At 58.2% G+C, this 17,791-nt stretch carries 17 protein-coding genes; 8 read left to right on the top strand and 9 right to left on the bottom strand.

Annotation, left to right across the window (positions count from 1 at the left end; genetic code table 11):
• Positions 1–250: 250 nt before the first annotated feature.
• Entirely contained in the window at positions 251–982 is a 732-nt protein-coding gene (locus BXP70_RS09880; RefSeq protein ID WP_143436439.1) for a hypothetical protein, read from the bottom strand.
• Positions 983–1,163: 181 nt separating this feature from the next.
• Here BXP70_RS09880 and BXP70_RS09875 point away from each other — a divergent pair, with 181 nt between their 5' ends.
• The gene (locus tag BXP70_RS09875; RefSeq protein WP_086593903.1) at positions 1,164–1,613 is read left to right on the top strand and encodes an ABA4-like family protein; all 450 of its coding nucleotides are present in this window, start codon (positions 1,164–1,166) and stop codon (positions 1,611–1,613) included.
• A 40-nt stretch (positions 1,614–1,653) separates the two neighbouring features.
• Positions 1,654–2,517 (top strand): hypothetical protein, encoded by an 864-nt coding sequence (locus BXP70_RS09870; protein WP_086593902.1) that lies wholly within the window; start codon positions 1,654–1,656, stop codon positions 2,515–2,517.
• Positions 2,518–2,589: 72 nt separating this feature from the next.
• Here the strand turns inward: BXP70_RS09870 and BXP70_RS09865 are convergent, their stop codons facing one another.
• From BXP70_RS09865 to BXP70_RS09855, 3 genes are all read right to left on the bottom strand, one after another.
• Entirely contained in the window at positions 2,590–3,327 is a 738-nt protein-coding gene (locus tag BXP70_RS09865; RefSeq protein WP_086593901.1) for an SDR family NAD(P)-dependent oxidoreductase, read from the bottom strand.
• A gap of 113 nt (positions 3,328–3,440) precedes the next feature.
• Positions 3,441–4,751 (bottom strand): family 1 glycosylhydrolase, encoded by a 1,311-nt coding sequence (locus BXP70_RS09860; protein WP_086593900.1) that lies wholly within the window; start codon positions 4,749–4,751, stop codon positions 3,441–3,443.
• Positions 4,752–4,896: 145 nt separating this feature from the next.
• Entirely contained in the window at positions 4,897–5,385 is a 489-nt protein-coding gene (locus tag BXP70_RS09855) for an ankyrin repeat domain-containing protein (RefSeq protein WP_086593899.1), read from the bottom strand.
• A 365-nt stretch (positions 5,386–5,750) separates the two neighbouring features.
• On the opposite strand from BXP70_RS09855, the gene BXP70_RS09850 reads away from it, so the two are divergent.
• The 4 genes from BXP70_RS09850 (at position 5,751) to BXP70_RS09835 (ending at position 9,719) form a co-directional block, all read left to right on the top strand.
• Positions 5,751–7,073 carry a TraB/GumN family protein gene (locus BXP70_RS09850; protein WP_086593898.1) on the top strand — a complete coding sequence of 441 codons (1,323 nt, stop codon included), beginning with the start codon at positions 5,751–5,753 and terminating at the stop codon, positions 7,071–7,073.
• A gap of 292 nt (positions 7,074–7,365) precedes the next feature.
• Entirely contained in the window at positions 7,366–8,391 is a 1,026-nt protein-coding gene (locus BXP70_RS09845; protein WP_086593897.1) for a sensor histidine kinase, read from the top strand.
• 16 nt (positions 8,392–8,407) lie between these two features.
• Entirely contained in the window at positions 8,408–8,860 is a 453-nt protein-coding gene (locus BXP70_RS09840) for a DoxX family protein (protein ID WP_086593896.1), read from the top strand.
• Positions 8,861–8,945: 85 nt separating this feature from the next.
• Positions 8,946–9,719 (top strand): LytR/AlgR family response regulator transcription factor, encoded by a 774-nt coding sequence (locus BXP70_RS09835; protein ID WP_245849590.1) that lies wholly within the window; start codon positions 8,946–8,948, stop codon positions 9,717–9,719.
• Between the two features lie 82 nt (positions 9,720–9,801).
• On the opposite strand, the gene BXP70_RS09830 is transcribed toward BXP70_RS09835, so the two are convergent.
• The 5 genes from BXP70_RS09830 to BXP70_RS09810 all read right to left on the bottom strand — a co-directional run bounded on the left by BXP70_RS09830 (position 9,802) and on the right by BXP70_RS09810 (position 16,376).
• Positions 9,802–10,587: a LytR/AlgR family response regulator transcription factor gene (locus BXP70_RS09830; RefSeq protein WP_086593894.1), complete on the bottom strand. Its 786-nt coding sequence runs from the start codon at positions 10,585–10,587 to the stop codon at positions 9,802–9,804.
• A 171-nt stretch (positions 10,588–10,758) separates the two neighbouring features.
• Positions 10,759–11,847, bottom strand: coding sequence for a sensor histidine kinase (locus tag BXP70_RS09825; RefSeq protein WP_086593893.1), 1,089 nt, complete (start codon positions 11,845–11,847; stop codon positions 10,759–10,761).
• Positions 11,848–12,005: 158 nt separating this feature from the next.
• Positions 12,006–12,707 (bottom strand): hypothetical protein, encoded by a 702-nt coding sequence (locus BXP70_RS09820; protein ID WP_143436438.1) that lies wholly within the window; start codon positions 12,705–12,707, stop codon positions 12,006–12,008.
• A gap of 335 nt (positions 12,708–13,042) precedes the next feature.
• Positions 13,043–14,350, bottom strand: a complete 1,308-nt coding sequence (locus BXP70_RS09815; RefSeq protein WP_086593891.1) for a glycosyltransferase family 4 protein — start codon at positions 14,348–14,350, stop codon at positions 13,043–13,045.
• An 814-nt stretch (positions 14,351–15,164) separates the two neighbouring features.
• The gene (locus tag BXP70_RS09810) at positions 15,165–16,376 is read right to left on the bottom strand and encodes a PAS domain-containing sensor histidine kinase (protein ID WP_086593890.1); all 1,212 of its coding nucleotides are present in this window, start codon (positions 16,374–16,376) and stop codon (positions 15,165–15,167) included.
• A 148-nt stretch (positions 16,377–16,524) separates the two neighbouring features.
• Here BXP70_RS09810 and BXP70_RS29885 point away from each other — a divergent pair, with 148 nt between their 5' ends.
• Positions 16,525–16,677, top strand: coding sequence for a hypothetical protein (locus tag BXP70_RS29885; protein WP_179197647.1), 153 nt, complete (start codon positions 16,525–16,527; stop codon positions 16,675–16,677).
• Positions 16,678–16,812: 135 nt separating this feature from the next.
• Complete coding sequence (locus BXP70_RS09805; protein ID WP_086593889.1) at positions 16,813–17,634, top strand: alpha/beta fold hydrolase; 822 nt, start codon at positions 16,813–16,815, stop codon at positions 17,632–17,634.
• Positions 17,635–17,791: the final 157 nt, after the last annotated feature.

The following is a 17,791-nucleotide window of genomic DNA, read 5'->3' as shown; positions in this document are numbered from 1 at the left end:
CGATAAGGATATAGCGTAACCTACTAGCACTGCCGGCATTACCTAGCTTGCTCTGTGATCAGTAGAGCACTTGACCAGCTAATCAGTGTTCAAATATCTGCGTTTAGAACAGAGCTGTCAATCACATAAATATGTGAAAATCAACAATATGCTATAAAATTTGGTTTGTCATATTGGCTACCCGATACCGCGTAGCTAGCCCATTAGCCACCGCCGCGTGGCCGCGTTTGTGGCGTTGCTGAGCCTAGCGCTACCGGTCGGTTGGCTTCTCACGCCTGTTTCGGCGGTGCAGCCCTTTCTGCGACAATAGCCGCTCGCGGCCCCGGGCAATCTTGTACAAGTCACCCAAAAACAGCTTCACCCGCCCTACCAGAATGAAGCCGCTGAGTTCGCGCTCCTGTTTGCTGTTGAGAAAAAGCATCTGCCGGTAGCCCGCGCCCGCGCCCACGCCCACCCAGCGAAAGATGCGCATATGCCCCACGAGTGAGGGCTCGACTAGCCAGATATGGTCGATGGGTGACTGCTGCCGACTGCCGTCGGGAAGATGGTAGCGGCCCAGTACCCGGCCAAACCCAATCTGCGTGGGTGTGCTCAGCTCCCAGCGCGGCGTGCCGATGAGCACGTACTCGCCGTAGGCAGCTAGGTAGCGAAACCGCAACTCGGTGCGCGTATTCGCGGGCAGCGTCAGCGGGGCAGGCTCGCGCGTGGGCACGCCTCCGCTGAGCAAGTACACCCCTAGGCCCGTGCGCAGGCGGCCGCGCCATTCGATACCAAGCTTCACGCCGTTGATGCCAACGAGTTTGCCATTGAGAGGCGAAAAACGCTGATCGAACTGCGCTACGACTCGCCGGTGCGGAGTGCGCACGTGCGTAGAATCGGGGCGCAAAGCCAAGGTTTCCACCGGCGTCGTTGTTTGTGCCGCAACGGAAAACGAACCCGCCAGTAAACCGGGCACCAGCAGTTTGGTCAGCGAATAACGCACGGTGTGGAAAAGGATAATGGCTCCATTACGCACGGCAACCTAGGCAAGTTTAGCCAGAAACGGCGACGGTTCACCTGCTACTTCCCGCGGCTTCGCCCCTGCTTGTCCGCCGGTTCACCCCGATTCAGGATACCTAGCTGCATCAATGACAGTACTTTAGACCCATCAAATCCTTCCGGCTATGCTCCTTACACCCGACACGCTTTTTCAGTACGCCAGCAATGCCGCCCTGCTCGGCTGGGTCTTGTTGATTGTGGCGCCGCGCTGGCGCGTTACCCAGCGCCTGATCAGTAGCGGCGCCTGGTCGCTGGGGCTGGCAGTGGTGTATACCGTCGTGATTCTGGGCCACTACCTAGGGGGGCACGCGGGCGAAGGTGGGTTTAGCTCCCTATCGGCAGTAGCGGCCCTGTTTCGCGACCCGTGGGCGCTGCTGGCCGGCTGGGTGCACTACCTCTGCTTCGACCTAGCCGTGGGCGCCTGGGCCAGCCGCGACGCCCAGCGGCGCGGGGTGCCGCACCTGTTGCTCGTGCCCACGCTCCTGCTTACGTTTCTGTTTGGGCCCGTCGGCTTCTTGCTCTACAGCGTGGTACGGCGCCGGTATGCTACTCCTAGCACAGCGCCTGCTCTTTAACGCTGCCTTTTCCGCTTCCACTCTTCTGCCTCTACCTATTATGGAAACTACGTTCACCATCTCCAAAGCCTCGTCTAGTGCTCCCGCCCAACCTAGCTTTTCTTTCGGGAAGAGGCTGCGCGAGATGCTCATCGTACTGCACCGCGCCAACCCAGTGTTGTCGTGGCCCGCTTGGATTCACGTTGGGTTGCTGGGAGCGGCGGTCCTTTTGCTGCCCTTCGACCACCGCATCATTACGGGCGTAGCTGCGTGGATCAAGCCCATCAAGTTTGCCGTTTCAAACATCCTGTACTTGTGGACGCTAGGTTGGCTGCTGGCCGATCTGCCGGCGGCGGCACAGCGGGCAGTGCAGCGCATCAGTTGGGGCGTAGCGGTGGCCATCATGGTCGAAATCATCATTATCTACGCGCAAGCGCTTCGCGGCACCACGTCGCACTACAACATTAGCACACCCCTCAACATCATCCTGTTCAACCTGATGGGCATCTTCATCATGCTGAATACGGCCCTTATTATTTGGGCCTTGGTGCTGGTGTTTCGGCATCGGCCGCACGGCCCGGCGGCGTACGTGTGGGGCGTGCGACTAGGTATCCTCTTCTTCTTAATTGGCAGTCTGCTAGGCGGCATTATGATTCATCAGGCCAGCCACACCGTGGGAGCTGCCGACGGAGGCCCTGGCTTGCTGGGCCTAGGGTGGAGCACCCGCGCCGGCGACTTACGCATTGCGCACTTCCTGGGGCTGCACGCCTTGCAATTTGTGCCCCTGGCCGGCTGGCTGCTGAGCCGCTACCTGCCGCGGCGGGCAGTGCTAGGTACGTGGGCTTTTGCCCTAAGCTACGCGGCGTTGACGGGCGCTATTTTCTGGGAAGCCATGCACGGTATTCCGCTGGTAGCAGCTCCGTAACATTTTTCTACAACGACAAGCGGGCGCTACTACCTAGGTAGTAGCGCCCGCTTGTCGTTTTCAATCAGGTGGTTACAATTGGTCCAATCGGCCGCCATCTACGCGCAGCTCGGCGCCTTGCACGAAGGCCGCATCGGTGGAAGCTAGGTAGACGATGGTGGCGGCAATGTCTTCGGCTTTGCCCACATCGGCGCGGTCGATCTTTTCCACGCCGCTTTTAATGTTGGGGTTTTCCCAGAGCATGGGGGTGTCGATGGCGCCGGGCAGCACAGCGTTTACCCGAATGCCTTTGGGCTTGCCTTCCAAAGAAGCTGAGCGGGTGAGCGACAGCACCGCTGCTTTGGCGGCGGCGTAGGGCGCTACCAGCGGGCTCGTTTCGATGGCGTGAATGCTGGATACGTTGACGATGGTGCCGCCGGGCTTCATGTGCAAGAAGGCTTGCTTAGTGAAGTAGAACGTACCGAGCAAATCCACGTTGAGCACGCGCAGCCAATCCTCGCCGGTTAGTTCTTCCAGGGGCTTAAATTGCATTAGGCCGGCGTTGTTCACCACCACATCGAGGCGCTCAAACCTAGCTAGGGCGCCTTGCACGGCAGTTTCCACGTGCTTCTCGTCTGATACGTCGCAGGCGCAGCCCCACACATCGGGGGCACCGGCCGCTTTGATTTCCGGCAGCGCCTTGTCTAGGTTTTCCTGCTTTAAATCAACGATAACCACGCGGGCACCTTCCGAGGCGAAGCGTTTGGCGGTAGCCAAGCCAATGCCACTGGCGCCGCCCGTTACAAGGGCAACTTTGTCTTGAAATCTCATGCAGGTGTGCGGCGGGGTTGTGAGGGCGCGCCGGGCGTGTTACGTGCTCTTGTTGAGCTTGGTTTTAAAACAGCGCTGCCGGGGCGCCCCAACGAACGCCCCGTTCCGCTTTCCTATACCGTGGTTTGGTTGGCCTCCACCGATTTTCGGCTTGTGTGGGTTCGCCGGGCCCGGTCGCGCTGGATTTTGGCCCAGGGCTGGTCGGTTTCGCTGGGCACCACAATAGGCACCTGCAAGCATACGCTCTGGGCCGGCAGTACCTCGCGCCAATCCTGGATCAGCTGCTTGTAGGCCGCGCCCACGGGCCGGATGTTGCGGTCGAGGTCGTAGAGACCTAGGGGGTTCACGTTGCCGTTGTTCTCGCGCAGGGCCGAGTCCCAATCGACTTGGTCGGTGAGCGAATACCAGGTGAAGCCCACAATCGGTACGCCGTCGTTGCGCACGCGCAGCACGTTGGCCCACTCCTTCCAGAGCCAATTCACGGCTTCGTCGCCGCAGGGCCCCTGCCACAGGTTGGTTTCGGTGTGCATCACGGGCAGATGGTAGCGGTCGTGGTACTGGCGCGTAATGGCGTAGTAGCCAAATATTTCGCCCGAGGCGCGGGTGCTGCCGTCGGCCATCACGCGGTGCTCGTTGGTTTTGTAGTAGTCGTTGCCCATGATGCACTGGTGCTTCATCTTGTTTTCCAAGAAGAAGTGGTACTCCTCGCGGGTCATGCCGTTATCGAGCAAGTACTCATACATCTCCGAATCCACGCGCCGACCGTAATTCAGGTCCAAAGACAAGAACCGCTTGGCGTTCATCAGCTCGGCGGGCTTGATGGCGGCCGGGTTTTCGGCGTGGAAGTACTCCGACGATTCACTTTGCACGAACAGGGCATCGGGGCGCACTTCGGCAATGGTTTGCATGGCCAGCACGTTGGCCTTTACAATGTACTTGAGCGCCGTCACGAAGGCCTGATCGGACTGCAACTGCTCGTTCCACCAGCCATACAGCGCCGAAAACTCGGCGCAGATGTACATCTCATTCACCGGCGTGTAGAGCTGCACCCACGGAAAGCGCTTGGCAAAGTCGCGGGCGTAGCGGGCAAACTGCTCCGGAAAATCCGGATTCTGGAAGTTTCCCAGCCAATCGGGTACTCCAAAGTGGCACAGATCGACGATGGGCACAATGTCGCGGCGCCGCAGGTCCTGGAAGGTTTCGTCGGCAAACGACCAATCGTAGCGCCCCGGCCCGAGCCAGGTGGTATGAATGGGCGGCCCGTAGCGCAGAAAGCAAATACCTAGCTCCTGCACCAGGTCAAAATCCTTTTTCCAGTGCTTGTAGTGGCCGCATTTGTCCATTTCATCCATGCGGACTTTGCCGCCTTGGATGGTCGGGTAGCTGTTTTCGATGCCGGTGGCAAAGAGGAAGTGGGGTACCATAAAGGGTGGGTGAAGGGCGAAGGAAAAAGGTCGTTGCCGGACAAGCCCCGCAACGACCTTCAGTGTTTCTCTTTGGGCGGAGAAATAGGCACGAACAAGATTAACGGAGCATGAAGGCCAGCTTACTAGCTAGGCCAGCAGCACGTTATCCAACGTGGAGGTATTGCAGGGCTTCTTCGTTGCCCTGCTGAATAGCTAGGTCGTAGGCAGAAAGGCCGCGCCGGTCGCGCAGGGTTTGGTCGGCCCCCGCTTCCACCAAGATTTTTACCAAGTTGTTGCGGCCAAATAACGTGGCAAACATGAGGGCCGTGCCCTCGTTGCCGTTGCGCAGATCTAGGTCGGCGCCGTGCTGAATGAGCAAATTGGCGATTTCGGGGTAGCCCTTGAACGACACGCCCATCAGCGCCGAGTTGCCGCTCACATCCTGAATGTTGGGGTCAGCGTTGGCCGCTAGCAGGAGCTTGGTGGCGTCTAGGTGGCCGTCGTAGCTAGCGAGAATGAGAGCTGTGAAGCCGCGGCCATCCTGCACGTTCACGTCAATGCCCCCATCTAGCAGGTGTTGGAGGTAGGCAACATCACCCTTGCGGGCCGCATCAAAAAGCAGATCTTCAGGTCGGGCAGAATAAAAGGACATGAGTGGAAGTAGGGGTTCTGGTTTTCAGTAGGAGTAAATAAATTACGCAACAAGAACAAAACTGACTGGCTTTCTTCCCGGCCGATTTTTGCAAGGCTACCTTGAGTACCTTAACGCCGCCACAGCCGTTAGCCCACACCAAACCCAGCACCGGGCATTTCTTATGCGCTAGCTTTTCTGCGTGATGACGACCAACACATGACACGTGCCGGGGCTACCTTGGTGCCTGAAGCTAGCGTGGCACGCGAGACGCCTCACGTCGGGCGACACGGCGTTTGCGTGGCTGTTGCGGCTCATTGCAACGGGTTTTTGGCAAAGCTCAGTTGGCTTACCACAGGTAATACATCTTTCATAATCAGTAACCTATGAAGAAATTTTTAAAAGCCTTATTGATACTTTTTCTTCTGCTGATTGTGGGAGTGCCGCTGCTAGCGCTAGGTGGTTATGCGCTGTATGGACTAGCGGCGCGGGGCAGTGAAAGCACGGAGAATATTCAATACCTAGCGCAGCACAAGGAGGTACTCACGACGGCCACGCCGGAAACCTTCGCCCTACTCGATGAGACGTTTTACCAAAATCAGATTTTTCTGCTGGGGGAGTCGCACGGCACAGCCGCGCCCCAGGACCTAGATTTTGCGCTGCTTAAGCACCTGAATGCCAAGGTTGGCTTGCGCAACTACATCGCCGAGATTGACCCGAGCCAAGCGTACTACTTCAACCAGTATTTGCAAACGGGCGATGAGCGCAACCTGCGCGTGGCATTTCAGCCGTGGCTAAATACGGCCCAGTGGGGCAACGTAGGTTTTTACAACAAGCTCAAGCGCATTTACGCGCTAAATGAGTCACTGCCCGATTCGGCCAAGATTCGCTTTATCGGCCTCGATCGGCTTCAGGACCTAGGTGTCACGCGGCAGCGGGTGCAGGCGCTGCTGCAGGCTGCGCAGTATAAAGCGGGCGCCGCTGCCCAGCTCGATACGCTTCAGCAGTTGCTGGCCGCCGAGCCGGCGTCGGAAGAAGCCCTCAGCGCTTGCGCCCGCCGCCTCGAGCAGAACCTAGGTACCACCCAAACTTACCAGCGCCAGCTCGGCACCCAGTACGCCGACTTCGCGCACCTTGTGCGCAACCTCACCTACCTGCAGCCCCGGGTGCGGCGCGACAGTGTGCTGCTGCTGAACCTGCAAGCCGAGTACCACGCCAAGCACCTAGGTCGGGAGAAAATGTACGGTTTGTGGGGCGTGTACCACGTTTTGCAGGGCCCCATCAACAAAACGCTCCCTTTCGCGGCCTTGCTCAAGAAATCGCCTCTTCCTTTTCACGATAAAGTGGTGTCGATGCCTATTTTCTCGCTGGAAAGCGAAACGCTACTGCCAACGGGCGCTCTGCCAGCGTCGGTGCGGCCAGCCACGCCGTACGTCGCCGTCGACTGGGTGAATCAGCAAGGGCCGCTGGTGTTCGTGAAGGGATTGAAGGACCTAGCGAAAGTAGCGCCGGAGCATGCCGTTACGTTGTTCAAACTTGACGCGGCCGATTCGCCCTACCGGCACTCCCGCCAGCTGCTCGATATCAAAGCGCCGCTGTTTGGGCAGAACATGAGCGCGACCAAGCCAGATGCTGTTGCTACCGATTATGCCCAATATGCCTTTCTGGTCCGGGGCTCGAAAGCATTGGAGCCGCTAGCGAAACAGTAGTACTCTAGCTTTTGCAGGTGCGCTGCTGGTATGCCAGCATGTTGGCGGCGTGGGCTGTTTCGGCTCGCCCTGTCGCTCCTGCCGCTTCACCTCCCCGATTGGTCACTTCACCTGGTTCGCACTGGAGCTAGGGGCTAGTTTTGCCGAGCTTTGGGTCTTTCTCAAGGGGGCTTCGCGCGATAAAATGGTTGCCTAACGCAGCCTGCCGTTCATTTTGTAGACTTATTTCTGCGCCCCCACTGAATACCCTCCGCCCTTCCTGACCTAGGTTCCCTCCCTGCTCCACTACCCCATGCACGACCGTCGGCTTCGGCTTATTGGCATTCCCATCCTGAGCTTGCTTATTACGCTGTTCACGGTTCCGGAGCTTAGGTCATTATCCGTGCTGTGGTTTTTTATCGATTGGAGCATCTCTTTTTATTTCACCTTTTTTCTGTGGATCGGCAACCGAACGCTGTGGGTATGGGTCCTCGGCCGCTTTCCGGATGTAGCGCAAACCACCAAACGGCTCTGGACGCTGGCGGCCTTGTCGGTGCTCTACACGACCGTGGCCACGGTGCTGCTGCGGCTGCCCTTGCAGCTGTTGCTACCGAGCACCACCTTTTGGCCCGATCACCTGCGGGCTTCCATCTTCAACCTGATTCCTACGGTGGTGGTGCTCACGGTCTACGAGGCCGTGTATTTTTTTCAGCAGTGGGAGCAGAACGTGCGCCGCACCGAGCAGCTCACCCGCGCCGGGGTGCAGAGTCAGCTAGAAGCCCTGCAAAGCCAGCTCGACCCGCATTTTCTCTTCAACAGCCTTAATACGCTCTCGGCGCTTATCGACGAGCACAACCTGCCCGCTCAAGACTTCGTGGAGCAGCTCGCCGACGTGTACCGTTACGTGCTGCTCAGCCGCGACAAAGCCACCGTGCCGCTGGCCGAGGAGCTAGCCTTCGTAGATACCTACGTGGCGCTGCAAAAAGCTAGGTTTCGAGACAACTTGCAGGTGACCCAAGACGTGCCGCCGGAAGCCCTCATGCAGCACGTAGCCCCACTAAGCGTGCAGCTTTTAGTGGAGAATGCCTTGAAGCACAACGTAGCGTCGCGGGAGCACCCGCTGCACCTAGCTGTTCGCTACGAGCTGAGTGGGCCGTTTTTGGTGGTGGAAAATGTATTGCGCCCTCGCACGGCCGGACTCGGTTCGAACACCGGCATCGGTCTGCAAAACATCATTCACCGCTACGAGCTGCTGCAAGCGCCGCTGCCCGTGGAAGTCAGCAAGGACGAGGGTTGGTTTCGGGTGCGCCTGCCCCTGCTCAGGCGAGTCACAGGGTAATTAACTCATTACCAACATGAAGCCTCTGTTTGTTTTGATCGGCACTTTCGTGCTGACGTTGGCCGCAACGCGTTTGCTGGGCGGCGCCGCCAACTACGTGCTAGCCGGCAACCTAGCAATGGCCGTGATGTTGTTTTTCACGGGCTTAGCGCATTTCACGCTTACCAACGGCATGATGCGTATGCTGCCAAGCTGGCTCCCAGCTCGCAAAGCGTGGGTTTACTTTACAGGTGTCGTTGAGCTGGCGGCGGCGGCTGGCTTACTGCTCCCAAGCACGCGCCATTGGGTTGCGTGGCCGTTGATTGTCTTTTTCATCGTGCTGTTACCGGCCAATATCTACGCAGCCATGCACCATATCGACTACCAGAAGGGTACTGCCGACGGGCCAGGCCCGCGGTACCTATGGTTTCGCGTGCCGCTGCAACTGCTGTTTATTGCCTGGGTGTGGTTTTTTGGTTTTTCTAGCTGAAGCTTTCCCGCACAGGCTATTTCGTGGCCCGTACACGTACTTATTCTTTAATTGCTCAGTCACTCAGCTACTCCGTTACGCTTATATGATGACCGTCCTGTTGCTGGAAGACGAATATCCCGCCGCCGAACGCCTGCAACGCCTGTTGCAGCAAGCAGCCCCCGACACGCAGGTGGTAGCCGTGCTCGACAGCGTGAGCACCACCCTAGCTTGGCTGGCCGCGCACCCCACTCCCAACCTAATCCTATCCGATATTCAGCTAGCCGATGGCCTGAGCCTGGAAGTGTTCGAGCGCACGGTGGTGAGCAGCCCGGTTATTTTCACCACGGCCTACGACGCCTATGCTATTCAGGCCTTCAAAGCCAACAGTGTCGACTATCTGCTGAAGCCCGTGAAGCTAGCCGAGCTGCAAACAGCCCTCACGAAGCTTCGCCAGTGGCGCACACCCGCCGCGCCTACCGATGATTCAGCTCAGCGTTTGGAGCGGCTGATCGAGAGCCTGCCCCGGCAAAACCAGTCGTACAAAACTCGCTTTCTGGTGCGCAGCGGGGAGCAGCTCTTGCCCCTGCCCGCCGCACAAGTGGCCTGGTGCCAGAGCCGCAACGAAGTCACCACCCTAGCCGCCACCGATGGCCGCCGCTTTGTAGTGGACTATACCTTGGAACAACTCGAAAACCTGCTCGATCCGCAGCATTTTTTCCGCCTCAACCGCCAGTTTTTGGCGCACCTGCAAGCCGTGCAGCGCCTGCATCCTTACTTCAACGGCAAGCTCAAGCTAGACCTAGCCCCCACGCCGAGCGAGGAAGTGGTCGTGAGCCGGGAGAAAGCCAGCGCGCTCAAGAGCTGGCTGGAAGGCTAGCTTCTCTGGCGTGATTGAGTAGGGGGAGTAACTGAGTGAAGTCATTTAGCAGTACCCAACTACTCAGCTACTTAGTTGCGCTCTACCGATCCAGCCACGCCTTGAACGCGGCTACTCGCTCGCGGCTGACGAGCACGGCTTCATCGGAGCTAGGTGGGCGCAGCACGGTTTGGAGGCGGCTGTTGGTGTAGTGGATGATGTCCTGAATAGCATCGGCGTGGACGAGGTAGGCCCGGTTGAGGCGGAAAAAGTGACTCGGGTCGAGCAGGTTTTCAAGCTGCTCCAGAGTATAATCCACTACAAAGCGGCGGTTTTCCTTGGTTTGAAGCAGAGTGGCTTTTTCGAGGCTGAAAAAGTAAGCAATCTGCTCGGTCGGAATGGCTTTCAGGTGCTCGCCCACGCGCACTACGAAGCGGGTTTTGTAGCTGGTACTCGGTTGCGACTGCCGCAATATCTCCGCTAGCATAGCCGCATCGAAGGCGGGCGCAACCGTTGTGGTCCGCAGGCTGCGTAGTTTGGCAAGGGCCGCCGTTAGCTCCTCGGGGTCAATGGGTTTGAGCAGATAATCGATGCTATTTACCTTGAAAGCGCGCAGGGCGTACCGGTCGTAGGCGGTAGTAAAAATGACGGGGCATTTCACCTCCAGGCGCTCAAACAGCTCAAAGCTCAGGCCATCGGCTAGGTGAATATCCAAGAATAATACATCCGGACCGGGCTGCATGGTTTGCAGGAAAGCCTCCGCCGCCGCCACCGACTCGGCCGTGCCGACAACTTCCACCGGCGGCTCCTGCTTGCGCAGAAGCTCCGTGAGGCGGCGCGCGGCCAGCGGCTCATCTTCCACAATAAGAGCGCGTAAGGTTGGGGGCATAGCAACAGAATGAAACAAAGGGTAGGCAGCTTGCCTATGCGTGCTGAAGATCTATTCAGCCTTAAAACTATAACCTAAGGCGACAGTGAAAAGCTAGGGCTAGAAGCTTTCTTCCTTTTTCAAGGCAGGGACCTAGGTTTGCGTCCTGGCTTCTCGCCCTGGTTTTGACTTTTACACTAGCTCCAGCACCGGCAGCGTCACAATAAACTCTTGCTCGGTCTTTTCTACCAACACAGGTTGCTGGGTTAGGAAACCGTAGCGCGCCTCCAGGTTCTTCAGACCTAGGCCCGTCGACTCTTCTGGCGCTACCCGGCGCGGGCGTAGCGTGTTGCGCACTACCAGTTGGTGGCTTGCTTCATCGAGGCTGATGCGGATGTGCAAGGGTTGGTTTTGCAGCGCCGCATTGTGCTTAATGGCGTTTTCGAGCAATAGCTGCAAGGCCAGCGGCGGCACCATGAAGTTCTCCAGGTCGTCGGTGGGCGGCAGGGCCAACTCCACCTCTAGGCTATTGCCCAGGCGCGTGCGCTGCAAGTATAGATACGCCTCGGCGAAGCGCAACTCCTCGGCCAGCGTCACAACTTCGTGGTCCTGGCTGTCGAGCACATAGCGATACACCTGCGAAAGCTGCCGGATGAAGCGTACGGCCCGCGTGGGGTCTTCCTCCACCAGGGATGTCAAGGCATTCAGCGAGTTAAACAGAAAGTGCGGGTCTACTTGCCGGCGCAGCGAGTCGAGGCGCGCCACGGCCGACTCCTTCTCCATGCGCTCGGCCCGAATCGCCACGTTGCGCCAGCTTAGCAGAAACGACCGGCTGTGCATGAACAAGGACACGACCACCGTAATCAGCAGCGGGAAAACGAAGTTTTCCCAACGGATGGAGCTTAGCTTTCCGTGGTGGTACCCCACCATGAACCCAACGTTGACCAGCGTAATGACCAGCAACGAGGCGACTAGGGAGCCCGCCAACGTAATCAGGAAGCGACGCAGTGGCTGCTGCGTCCAGTCAGATTTACGATTGAGCCAGCGGTTGGGATAATCATTAGCTAGCCACAAGCCATTGGTATAAAATAGATTGTAAGCGAGCGTAACAAGGTAATCTTCGCTGAAAATGCTGCATCTCGGACAAAAGAAGAAGCTTAACACAATGGAAAACAGCACCATCGCGCCAAACTTTCGCCACCACCGCGACTCATTGGGGTAGCTCTTCCCAAGCAGCACCGACTCTTTCATTTCGAAACCAGAGGATAAGGCCGTAGACATAACACGAAGCCAGTAGGGGTACAAGGTAACTAGAATTGACGGCCGATGCTTGTTGGCTTTTCGCGCCTATTTGGGTTCGCGAAATCCACTAGGCCGTCGTGCCGAGCTGGGCGCAGCACGACGGCCGAAGCGCTTGCGAAATCAAACGCAGAACGCTTTTAGTTCTTCGTTGTCGAAGCCGTTTCGTAGCTTTTCAGCCGACCTAGTACCTGCCGCTCACCCCAGTTAGGCGCCAGCGCCGATTTAGGCTGGAAGGCGGCGTATTTAGCCTTTGCTTCCTCGAAGAGCGGCTTGGCTGCCTCAGCCCCACCGCCGAACATCTTAGGCGTGAAGTACTTGTTGTTGGCCTGCACGAGGTAGATGCGGGGGTTGGCGGGGTTGAGCGTTTTGGCTTTGGCCACTGCCTCGTCTACCATGCGGGGGTAGGTCATGGCGCGCATCATGGGTGCAACGCCCAGTCTAGCCTGGTAGATGTAGGCTTGCAGCACCAGCAGTTCCGATTCGTCGCCACCTAGCTTGCGAGCCTTTCCCAGCGCTTCTTCGGCCTGGTCGAGGGTTTTGTCCTTCACCTCACCATCTTCTTTGCTCTGGAACACATTGATGAGCAAAGCATAAGATTGGTAGTAGCGGGGTAGCCAGTCGGCGGGGGCCACGGCAGCGGCGCGCTCCATCTTGCCGCTGATTTCCCGCAACTGGGCTGGGTCACCGGTGCCCATCAGGTCTTTGATGGTAGCGGCCATCAGGTCGGTGTAGCCGGCTGGCGCGGCCTGGGTGCTGGCTGCGGTAGGGGCCGGCGTTTTTTGGGCAGCAGCGGAAAACGAAACGGCGGCTAGGGCGAGCAGGAGGATGGACTTTTTCATGGCGTTCAACAAGTTTGGTTGGTTAGTGGCGTTTTGTTGAACCAAAGGTGCTGCCTGCCGCCGCGTACTGAAATTTTGAGTTACCGAAGCGTCGGATCAGCCAGACGAACCGTCGATTTTGAGACCCAGCGTTTTTAGCGATAGGTTGGGAATAGTAAACCGGAGGGCATACGGAGCCCCGCAGAGCCTCTCTCCTTGCAGCAATAGCTACCACAGTCGAGAAGCTTTGCGGGGCTCCGCATAGCGCCCGACGGAGCACCCAGGGCCCCGAAAACAACTGCACCCAAGGCCTACTCAGCCTTGGGTGCACGTGATAAAGCGTAAAGCGCCGGTTGCTACTCGGTGCCGAAGGCAGGTCGACCTAGCTTCTGGAAGGATGTATCCACGTTGGCGGTCAGGCCTGCTAGCTCGTGCGAGGCGAGGGCAGCGCGATGCAGGAGGCGCGAGACCAAGGCCGGCCAGGATTGCTGGGCCGCGTAGGCAAAGCCACCTCGCCCGAGGCGCTCCAGCTCGGCCGGATTGTCGTAGAGGTGTTCTACGGCACGCGCTAGGGCGGCGCTGGTTTCCTCGGGCGTCGAGACGGGTACCTTGATGCCCGCCGTGTCGGGCACGAAGTCGGTGTTGGCGTGCAGGTCGAGCGTGAGGATGGGGCAGCCGAGGGCCATGGCTTCGGTGAACTGCACCGCGTACGTATCGCGCAACGTGCACAGCATGAACAGGTCGTGGCGTAGGTATTGCTCCCGAATAGTGTCGTAGGGCACTTTGCCATGCCACGTTACGCGGTCTTGCAGGCCGGCGTCGGCAATCCAGCCAGGCACCATGGAGCCTACGGGCCCGTCACCGAGGATGTCGAGGTGAAACTTTACGCGCGGGTCAACTTTGCCCAGCGCTTCCAGCACGAGGTGCAGCCCTTTGCGCGGATAGATGCGCGCCAGCCACATGATGCGTAGCTCCCGCCCTTCCAGCGCCGGCCGCGGCACGTATTCGGGCGTGTATAGGCTCAAGGGCTGTCCGGCGCTCATGGCGAGCTCTACTTTGCGGGCCCCAAGACGCTGAGCGAGTTCGGCCGTGTCGCGGTTGGCGGCCAGCACCAGTGCCGCGTGGCGCAACGACTGCCGCACGTTGGGGTCGAAAGTGGTGAGCAGCCAAGCAATAACGTTGCGCATGGTTTCGGTCTTGAACCAATCGGGCAGGTAGCGGCGCAACGAGGCCGGCGCTTGCATGCCCCCACCGAGGGGACCGAGTAGCAACGGCTTTTTGAGGCGCCACAGCCACGAGGCCATTTGCAGGCTGTTGTAGGTAACGTGGTGCACTAGGTCGAAGTCCACCTGCTGATCAAGCTGCCGCGCTATGCGCCACGCGCAATACTGCCATACAATGTAGTGCGTGTACACGCCGAACTGCCAGCGGTAGAGGTACTCAACAAACCTAGGCACCGTGATGTACACGGGTTTGATGCGCGCTGCGGCTGGCTCGGCGGCGCGCGCAGCCAAAGCCTTTTCTAGGTTGTCCTTGCCGCGTGGCGTAGTCAGCACCCACACCTGATGGCCCAAGGAAGCGGTTTCCCAAAGCCAATTGAACCCGTTGCCTTCCTCACTCCCAAGCCCCGGATCGCAGGCGTAAGCCGATAGTAAAATTCTCATAAGCAGTATGCGCGTGCCCCGCGCGGGCCAAAATGGCGGTGATTAGGTTAGGGGTGAGATGAGCGGGTCGTCTGTGTGCTGGCACGTGGCCGCGCGTAGGCACACACCGCGGGTATTATGTCAGCTTTTTGACCTATCACCGGGAAATGGGTGGGAGTGGGCAGCGTGGGCGTGATAGGAGCAGCAAAAACGTTGAGCAACTTTCAAAGTAGCATGTCGAGCTACTAATATCGGTTTTATGCAAAAAAAGTTTGGCTAAGTGCCAAAAAATATTTTTCGTTCCCGTTCAGTTCTGTGATTTCTCGCCTACTGCTACGAGTATTTTTGAACAATAGCGTGCTTACTTACGCACCCTAAGCATGGATTGTACGCCTTGGTAACGTTAAGAGCTTAGGCCCTTTAGTCGAGCTTCTTGGAAAAACACCAGGCGGAAAGCAAACGCCCTATTTTTCTATTCCTGTAGCATACCTCGTACACCTAGCCACCGCCCGATGCCAAAATCATGTACGCCCCTGCCTCTCTCTTGCGGGTGTAGCTGCTAGCTACCTGTATGGTTGCAGACCTAGGTTCTCCCCCTCTTTTCTGAGTACTAATTTCTTTTCCGAATGCTAAAAAGCCGGGTATGCAGCAGGTATTCTACTTCATCAGGCTACAGGAATTTACTCCTCTTGCGAATAGAACGATTCGAAGAGCTAGTACAGCAGGTGCGTCGCAGAAAGGAAAGACACTTAGCCTTTAGCCGAGCTAATACGCCTAGGTTAGTGACCTAGGGCGACTGGGTGGTTCAATAGCTACAGCGGCTCGTATTTGGCGCTCAAGCTAGCTCGATGAAGAAGGTGGTGCCCTGCTGCTCGCGGCTTTCCAGCCAGATATGCCCCCCGTGCAACTCTACAACCTGCTTGGCAATGAACAGCCCTAGGCCTGTGGTAGGCTCCCCCCGCAGGCCGGTACGGCGACTGGGGTTAAACTTGTCGAATAACTGCGCGTGTAGCTTGCTGGGAATCCCGATACCGGTGTCCTGTAGCCGCACCTGGGTTCGGCCGTCGTGCACCTGCAGGCCAAGGGTAATGGTGCCGCCCGCGGGGGTAAACTTCAGCGCGTTGCCGAGCAAGTTGTCCAGTGCCCGGCCAAACTTCTCGGGCTGCAAGGCCGCGTACACGCTTTCTGGCGGCAGGTCGAGCGCCAAGGTGATGCCCTTTTCCTGCGCCACGAGGCGGTGTACGGGCAGCCGCTCGGTGAGATAGGTATTCATCTCCGTAGGCACTTTCTGCAAGCTATGCGCGTCCAAGTCGCCCACAAACAGGATGTCCTGCAGCAGCCCGTTGGCGTGGCCACACGCCTGCTGGATCAGGGCAAGGTAGTGCAGCATCTCCGGAGGTGGCGGGCCCTCACCGTGGTGGCTGGCAACCTCGCGCTGAAGCAGGTCGCCCAGCAGCTGAATCTGGACAATGGGCGCCTTCACATCGTGCGTGGCGAGGTGCAAGATGGTTTCCTGCGCGTCGTAGAGCCGTTGAAGTTTGGTTTCTAACCCTTTCCGCGCGGAAATATCCTCCAAGATGGTATAACCTAGCTCGTGCCCTTCGTCGGGAAATAGCACGGAGGTGACCTGACACCAAAAGGAAGAACCATTGGCGCGCACCAGGCACGTTTCCAAAGAGAAATAAGGCCGCTTGTGCTCCCAAAGCTGCTGCTGCAACTCATGCCAATCGGCGCGAAAGTGTGGGTGGGCAAACTCCAGAATTCGGTGCCCGAGTAGCTCGCTAGGCTCGGTAAAGCCTAGCATGGCTACAACGGCCGGGTTTACTTGCCGAATGCGCAGATCGGCATCAATGATTTTATTGCCTAGGGGTGAGTTCTCAAATACCGTCCGGAAGCGGGCTTGGCTTTGGCTATAGCGGTCTTCTGCCTCTTGGTGCACGGCGGTAATTAGCTGTTGGGCCCGTAAGTGCCGAATCTCCTCGCGCAGAGCTTGATTTTCAGCGGCCAGAGACGCTGGCGGAATAGCGGACGGAGAGGCATCGGGCATAAGAGAAGGGACTAATCCAGGGGAATGTACAGCTTTCGTATTGGAAAGAAGGAAGTTAGATAGCCAGCCAATGCCAGACGAGCTTGCGAGCGTGCCGCATTGGCTGGTTCCTGCCCTGCTTGAAGGCTAGATCAACGGCGCGAATTCGATGCCTCTTTGGATGCTCCCGGTGCTCGTATGCGGCGGCGGCTGGTACCTAGCCCGTAGCGCCTTCCCCTACCGGCCGCGCTACCTGGCCGGCGTTCGGCGAGGCGCCGGCCAGAAACAACGGCTGCATAAAAGCCCCAATGGTTTCCTATGAATGTACCGCGAAAGCCAGGTTTTTTACCGCTAAACTGACCCCAGGTCCGAATACTTTTGCCACGTCGACGCCGCTCGTCAGCCTTTTGCTTTCGGGCGACCTAGCTATTTTTTCATCTTTCTTACTACCTGCGTTATGCCTACCATCACCGTAAAAGACGGCACCGAAATCTTCTACAAGGACTGGGGTACGGGCCAGCCGCTGTTCTTCCATCATGGTTGGCCTTTGTCGAGCGACGACTGGGATGCCCAACTCCTGTTTTTTCTCGCTAAAGGCTACCGGGTAATCGCCCACGACCGGCGCGGACACGGCCGCTCAACCCAGGCCGCCACGGGTCACGACATGGACACCTACGTGGCCGACGTAGCCGAGCTGACGGCTCACCTCGACCTGAAGGATGCCGTTCACATTGGCCACTCCACGGGCGGCGGCGAGGCTATCCACTACGCCGCCCGCGCCGAGCAGGGCCGCGTAGCCAAAGTGGTACTCGTCAGCGCCGTAACGCCCGTGATGGTGCAAGGCCCTAGCAACCCGGACGGTGTGCCGATGGCTATATTTGATGAAATCCGTGAGGGTACAGCTACCAACCGCGCCCAGTACTACCAGGACTTTACCCTGCCCTTCTATGGCTTCAACCGAGAGGGCGCAACAGTAAAGCAAGGCTTGCGCGACAACTGGTTCCGCCAGGGCATGACCGGCGGGGCCAATGCGCACTACTACGGCATTGCGGCCTTCTCAGAAACCGATTTCTCCGACGACCTGAAAAGCGTGGATATTCCGGTGCTGGTGCTGCACGGCGAAGACGACCAGATCGTGCCCTTCCACGTGAGTGCGGCAAAATCCATAAAGCTCCTAAAGCACGGCAAGCTGATTTCGTACCCTGGCTTCCCGCACGGCATGCCTGCCACTGAATCTGCTACCATCAACGCCGACTTGCTGGCCTTTATCCAGTCGTAGCCCCTAGGTTCGCGCAACGTCCTGCCCAGCCGGCAGCTGCTCGCTAGAGCAGGACGTTCTTTGCACTTCTTATTTTCGCCTCAGCGTGAAAGTCAAACAGCAGCCCTGGTACCAGGGCTGCTGTTTGACTTTCACGCTGAGGCAGCGGCCACTAAGG

The sequence above is a fragment of the Hymenobacter crusticola genome, assembly GCF_002154225.1.
Taxonomy (GTDB): domain Bacteria; phylum Bacteroidota; class Bacteroidia; order Cytophagales; family Hymenobacteraceae; genus Hymenobacter; species Hymenobacter crusticola.
Note: the sequence above shows the minus strand (reverse complement) of the source record. Positions and strands in the feature narration are given on the sequence as shown.